General features: G+C 70.0%; 7 protein-coding genes. 2 read left to right on the top strand and 5 right to left on the bottom strand.

The window, feature by feature from the left end:
• Positions 1-4: 4 nt before the first annotated feature.
• The 3 genes from fabI to fabA all read right to left on the bottom strand — a co-directional run bounded on the left by fabI (position 5) and on the right by fabA (position 3,109).
• Positions 5-835 (bottom strand): enoyl-ACP reductase FabI, encoded by an 831-nt coding sequence (gene fabI, locus MKK69_RS10075; RefSeq protein ID WP_243967637.1) that lies wholly within the window; start codon positions 833-835, stop codon positions 5-7.
• A gap of 381 nt (positions 836-1,216) precedes the next feature.
• On the bottom strand, positions 1,217-2,443 hold the full coding sequence (gene fabB / locus MKK69_RS10080) for a beta-ketoacyl-ACP synthase I (RefSeq protein WP_243967638.1): 1,227 nt from the start codon (positions 2,441-2,443) through the stop codon (positions 1,217-1,219).
• A 129-nt stretch (positions 2,444-2,572) separates the two neighbouring features.
• The gene (gene fabA / locus MKK69_RS10085) at positions 2,573-3,109 is read right to left on the bottom strand and encodes a 3-hydroxyacyl-[acyl-carrier-protein] dehydratase FabA (RefSeq protein ID WP_243967639.1); all 537 of its coding nucleotides are present in this window, start codon (positions 3,107-3,109) and stop codon (positions 2,573-2,575) included.
• A gap of 219 nt (positions 3,110-3,328) precedes the next feature.
• Between fabA and irr the strand changes: the two genes are divergently transcribed.
• Positions 3,329-3,844: a Fur family transcriptional regulator Irr gene (irr, locus tag MKK69_RS10090; protein WP_243967641.1), complete on the top strand. Its 516-nt coding sequence runs from the start codon at positions 3,329-3,331 to the stop codon at positions 3,842-3,844.
• 79 nt (positions 3,845-3,923) lie between these two features.
• Here irr and MKK69_RS10095 read toward each other — a convergent pair whose 3' ends face one another.
• On the bottom strand, positions 3,924-4,487 hold the full coding sequence (locus MKK69_RS10095) for an SH3 domain-containing protein (RefSeq protein WP_243967642.1): 564 nt from the start codon (positions 4,485-4,487) through the stop codon (positions 3,924-3,926).
• A 255-nt stretch (positions 4,488-4,742) separates the two neighbouring features.
• Between MKK69_RS10095 and MKK69_RS10100 the strand changes: the two genes are divergently transcribed.
• Entirely contained in the window at positions 4,743-5,741 is a 999-nt protein-coding gene (locus MKK69_RS10100) for a 2-hydroxyacid dehydrogenase (protein WP_243967643.1), read from the top strand.
• Between the two features lie 33 nt (positions 5,742-5,774).
• Here the strand turns inward: MKK69_RS10100 and MKK69_RS10105 are convergent.
• Positions 5,775-6,123, bottom strand: a 349-nt coding sequence (locus MKK69_RS10105; RefSeq protein ID WP_243967644.1) for a Crp/Fnr family transcriptional regulator, incomplete at its 5' end; no start/stop codon positions are given.

Here is a 6,123-nt window from a genome sequence, read left to right on the forward strand (position 1 = left end):
CGGTTCAGGCGGCGCCGACGACGCCCGCCTCGTCCTGCGCCTGGAGCACGTCCGGGCGCGGCATCGAGATGATGTTGTAGCCGGCATCGACGAAATGGACCTCGCCGGTGACCCCGCCCGAGAGCGGCGACAGCAGATAGAGGGCCGAGCCGCCGACATCCTCCAGGGTCACCGTGCGCCGCAACGGGGCGTGGGCGCGCTGGTGGTTGAACATCAGCCGGGCATCGGCGATCCCGGCGCCGGCCAGCGTGCGCATCGGCCCGGCCGAGAGGGCGTTCACCCGGATCCCGTCCGGCCCGAGATCGCCGGCGAGATAACGCACCGACGCTTCCAGCGCCGCCTTGGCGACCCCCATCACGTTGTAGTTGGGCATGACCCGCGTCGAGCCGCCGTAGGTGAGCGTCAGGAGCGAGCCGCCGGCCTTCATCCGTTTGGCCGCGCGCTGGGCGATCTCGGTGAAGGAGAAGCACGAGATCGTCATGGTGCGCGCGAAGTTCTCGCGGGTCGTCACGTCGATGTAGCGGCCCTTGAGCTGCGCCTTGTCGGAGAAGCCGATCGCGTGGACGACGAAATCGAGGCCGCCGTCGAAGCGCGCGTCGAGCGCCGCGAAGGCGGCATCCACCGAGGCCAGATCCTCCACGTCGCAGGGCAGGACGATGTCCGAATCGAGCTGCGCGGCCAGCGGCGTGACGCGCCGGCCCAGCGCCTCGCCCTGATACGTGAAGGCGAGCCGCGCACCCTGACCGTGGAGAGCCTTGGCAATGCCCCAGGCAATCGAGTGATCGTTGGCGACGCCCATGATGAGGCCGCGCCTGCCCGCCATCAAACCCGTCATGCCGACCTGTTTCCCGAACGAGCGCACCGCACCCGGAAGGTGGGGACGGGCCGCGCAACGCTCGACCGAACCGCGGCAGGGTGCCTTAGCGCGCCTCGCTCCCCGTTCCAAACGGCCGTCGGTCGGTGGCGGATAAAAAAAGCCCCGCCGAGGGGCGGGGCGTTCACGATCTGGCGGCTCAGCTCAGAAGTAGCCGTTCGTATGGGAGCGGGCTTCCTCGATCAGGGCCTGCTTGGCGTAGATCGCCGCAAAGCCTGCGAGCACCAACCCGCCCAACGTTCCGAGGATGAAAGTCCCCATCGCCACCACCAGATCTCAACAACCGGTAAACGCCGTCCTTCCGACAACGGTTCCGGCCGTCGGGTTCAGGCGTCGACTTGTTCAGGCGTCGACGTGCTTCAGGACCAGGGTGGCATTGGTCCCGCCGAAACCGAAGGAATTGGTCAGGACGTGGCCGAGTTGGGCGTTGTCCCGGCGCTGCCGCAGGATCGGCATGTCGGCGAAGGCCGGATCGAGCGTGTCGATATGGGCGCTCTCGCAGATGAAGCCGTTCTGCATCATCAGCAGGCTGTAGATCGCCTCCTGCACGCCGGTGGCGCCGAGCGAATGGCCGGTCAGGGACTTCGTGGCGGCGATCGGCGGGCAGGCTTCGCCCCGGCCGAACACCGCGCGGATCGCCTCGATCTCCTTGTCGTCGCCCACCGGCGTCGAGGTGGCGTGCGGGTTGATGTAGTCGATCCGCGCGCCCTTCAGGCCTTCCAGCGCCTGGCGCATGCAGCGCACCGCGCCCTCGCCGGACGGCGCGACCATGTCGTGCCCGTCCGAGGTCGCGCCGTAGCCCGCGATCTCCCCGTAGATCCGGGCGCCGCGCGCCCTGGCGTGCTCCAGCTCCTCGAGGACCAGGACGCCGGCGCCGCCCGCGATGACGAAACCGTCGCGGTTGGCGTCGTAGGCCCGGGAGGCCCGGGACGGGGTGTCGTTGAACTTCGACGACATGGCGCCCATGGCGTCGAACAGCACCGACAGGGTCCAGTCGAGATCCTCGCAGCCGCCGGCGAAGATGATGTCCTGCCGGCCGCCCTGGATGATCTCGGCGGCGTTGCCGATGCAATGGTTCGACGTCGCGCAGGCCGACGAGATCGAGTAGTTCACGCCGCGGATCTTGAACCACGTGGCCAGCGTCGCCGAGGCGGTCGACGACATCGCCTTGGGCACCGCGAACGGGCCGATGCGCTTCGGGCCCTTCTCCCGGGCGATGGCCGCAGATTCCACGATCACCCGGGTCGAGGGACCGCCCGAGCCCATGATGATGCCGGTGCGCTCGTTGGAGACGTCCCCCGCCTCCAGGCCCGCATCGGCGATCGCCTGATCCATGGCGACATGGTTCCAGGCGGTACCGCCGCCGTGGAAGCGCATGGCCCGCCGGTCGACCACACCCTCGGGGTCGAGGGTCGGCGCGCCGGAGACTTGGCTGCGGAAGCCGTGCTCGGCGTAGCTGGCGTCGCGCGCGATGCCCGAGCGGGCTTCACGCAGGGAGGCCAGCACCTCCTGCGTGTTGTTGCCGATGGACGAGACGATGCCCATCCCGGTGATGACGACACGGCGCATGATGGTGACGATACCTCCGTCGCGGCGTCGCACGTCCGCACCGCGTCCCGGTCAGCTAAGATGACGCGGACACAATCTCAACCGCCGAGGGCATCCGACGTTGCGTCCGGCGCCCCCGAACCGGCCCGTTCAGCTCTGGAACAGGCCGACGCGCATGTCCTGGACCTGGTAGACGCGCTCGCCGTCGGCCTCAAGCCAGCCGTCGCCGATGCCGAGCACCAGCTTGCCCTGGCGGACGCGCTTCACGTCGACATTGTAGACCACCCGCTTCATCGACGGGAGGACCTGACCGGCGAGCTTGACCTCGCCCACGCCCAGGGCCCGCCCGCGCCCGGGGGCGCCGAGCCAGCCGAGATGGAAGCCGAGCATCTGCCAGAGGGCGTCGAGCCCGAGGCAGCCGGGCATCACGGGATCGCCCTGGAAGTGACAGGGGAAGAACCAGAGGTCGGGCCGGATGTCGAGTTCCGCGGTCACGTGCCCCTTGCCGTGGGCGCCGCCCTCGGCGCCGATCGACGTGATGCGGTCGAACATCAGCATCGGCGGCAGCGGCAGTTGCGCGTTCCCGGCTCCGAAGAGTTCGCCGCGGCCGCAGGCCAGCAGGTCCTCGTAGGAGAAGTGCGTCCGGCGGCTCGCGTTCGGGGCAGAGGTTTCGGCGTCTGGCGGCATTGCGTGGGTTGTTTCCTCGGAATGTGCCGCGGGTGCGGCACGCTCGCGGGCGAAGGCCTCCGCCCCGCTGTGTGGCGCGCGGGGTAGCACGCGGCGATGCACCTTCAAAGCCGCGAGCGGCCCCGTCGGCGCGGTGACGCTCGGGTTGCGACCGCATGGCCAGTTCCATATACTGGTCAGAATCTTCCTCAGGCCCCTCGTCGAGCGTTCAGTCCAGCGATGTCCGAACCGGTGCCATTCCAGGCCATCTTCAACGGGCGGGTGCCTGCCCCCCAGCTGGAGGCCAACGGCACGCCGCGCCGCGGCTGCCCGCTCTCCGACCTGCGCGATCGTCTGCGCCGGGCGGGCCTGCGGCCGACCCGGCAGCGCCTGTCCCTGGGCTGGCTGCTGTTCGGCCGCGGCGACCGTCACCTGACGGCCGAGATGCTCTACGACGAAGCGATGCGCGCCAAGGTGCCGGTCTCGCTGGCCACCGTCTACAACACCCTGCACCAGTTCACCGAGGCCGGGCTGCTGCGCCAGCTCGCCCTCGACGGGTCGAAGGCCTATTTCGACACGAACCCCAGCGAGCACCATCACTTCTACCTCGAGGATGAGGGTCAGGTGATCGACATGCCCGATTGCGGCATCACCGTCGATTCGCTCCCCGAAGCCCCCGAGGGCATGGAGATCGCCGGGGTCGAGGTGATCGTCCGCCTGCGGCGCAGCCGACCCGCCGGGCGCCGCCAGAGCTGAGCCGGCACGGCAGGATCGGGATCGCAGGATCGTCGCAGGGGCCCGGCATCGTCCGGGCCCCGCGCCGTTGCGGGACCTCCTACTCCACGACCTCGTTCGGGTAGACCCCCCAGAGGCGGTTCTGCCGGATGTAGCCGTCCACGTCCCGCTTGTTCGGCAGGGCGACGATCAGGCGGCACCACGCGCCGGTGCAGCTCTTCACGCTGCCGATCACCCCGGTCTGAAGCCGGGCCTCGTCCTCGGCGCCGTCCTCCGCCTTGGCCCGAAGCGAGATGGCGGCCTTCTCGACACCCTTGTCGGGGCCGGCATTGACGATGGCGGTGCGCCGCCCCGAGAGCAGCGAGTGCAGGACCCAGCCCTCGGTCCCCTCCGAGTCGCGGATCCGGCGCCAGGTCTCGAACTCGCCCACGATCTCCACCGGCAGGCCGGCGCGCTGGAACACCCACAGGGTGCGGTGATCCTTGGACGGACCCTCGCGCAGATTGACGCGATCGGTCTTCAGGCTGGCATAGCGCGGCAGCGGCAGCTTGGTGACCGGCCCGATCCCGGCCTCCGGGGGCGCGGCGGGCGCCGCCAGGGCGCCTGTGGCGAAGCCCCCCGCCAGCAGCGCCGCGACGGCGAGGCTGAGGCGTGACACGCGCATGGTCGTCTCCCTGTCCGGACGGCGGATGGTGGCTGTCGGGCTTGTCGCAGGCGAGGCCTTTCGGCAAGCCGGCTTCGTCGGCATCAGATTGTGTTCCGGCCCACCTCTGATAGAGAGGCGAATGGGTCGGACCAGGCTCCGGGATCGGCGCCGCGTGACCGGTCCTGTCTGGCCGAATTCGGTTAACGGACGCTTGCGTGAAGCGGTCCGGCCGGGAGCCGCCGATACGGCCGCAGAGCTGACGGGGAGAGAAACGTGTCGAAGCGCAAGCCGCTGGTGGTCGTGACGCGGCGCCTGCCGGATGCCGTCGAGACGCGGATGCGCGAGCTGTTCGACGTCCGCCTCAGTTCCGACGACGCGCCCATGGCGGCGGACGCGATGGCGGCGGCCCTGCGCGAGGCCGACGTCCTGGTCCCCACCGTCACCGACGAGGTCGATGCCGGGCTGATCGCCCAGGCCGGCCCGAACCTGCGGCTCATCGCCAATTTCGGCAACGGCGTCGATCACATCGACGTGGCGGCGGCGCTGGAGCGCGGCATCACGGTCACCAACACCCCGGGCGTGCTGACCGAGGACACCGCCGACATGACGATGGCGCTGATCCTCGCCGTCGCCCGCCGGGTCACAGAGGGCGCGCGGATCATCCCCGACGACGAGTGGACCACCGGCTGGTCGCCGACCTGGATGCTCGGCCGGCGCATCACCGGCAAGCGCCTCGGGATCGTCGGCATGGGCCGGATCGGGCAGGCGCTCGCCAAGCGCGCCCGGGCCTTCGGCCTCCAGGTCCATTACCACAACCGCCGCCGGGTGCCGGCCGCCATCGAGGGCGCGCTGGACGCCACCTACTGGGAATCCCTCGACCAGATGCTCGCCCGGGTCGACATCGTGTCGGTGAACTGCCCGCACACGCCCGCGACCTACCACCTGCTCTCGGCCCGGCGCCTCAAGTTGCTCAAGCCCGAGGCGGTGGTGGTGAACACCGCCCGCGGCGAGGTGATCGACGAGAACGCCCTGGCGCGGCTGATCGAGGGCGGCGAGATCTCGGCGGCCGGCCTCGACGTGTTCGAGCAGGAGCCGGCGGTCAGCCCGCGGCTCGTCAAGCTCGCCCGGCAGGGCAAGGTCGTGCTGCTGCCCCATATGGGCTCGGCGACCTACGAGAGCCGCATCGACATGGGCGAGAAGGTCATCATCAACATCAAGACCTTCATGGACGGCCACCGTCCGCCGGACCGGATCCTGCCCAGCATGCTCTGACGAGGCCGGGTCCCGGCAACGCGTTCGCTTCTCTCAGAGGGCGTCGGCGGTCGCCACCGGCCGCTTGGCGGCTTCGACGCTCTGGAACAGCCGCTCCGTGGTCAGCTTCAGGAAGTAGAAGCCGAAGTCCGGGTTCTGGTAGTACAGCGCCTTGAGGTCGGAATAGGTCACGCACAGGGCCTTGCCGGGCTCCGCGCAGATCAGCGAGGCCGTGCGGGCGTTGCCCGGCGCGAGCAGGCCCAGCTCGCCGACGATCCCGCCCGCCCGCACCGCGATCCCGACCTCCGGGACCCGGAAGACGCCGCTCTCGATGTAGTACATCTCGTGGGCGGGATCGCCCGCACGGAACACGGTCTCGTCCGCCCCGAAGGCCCGCTCCGTC

This window comes from Methylobacterium sp. J-026, assembly GCF_022829585.1.
Classification (GTDB): domain Bacteria; phylum Pseudomonadota; class Alphaproteobacteria; order Rhizobiales; family Beijerinckiaceae; genus Methylobacterium.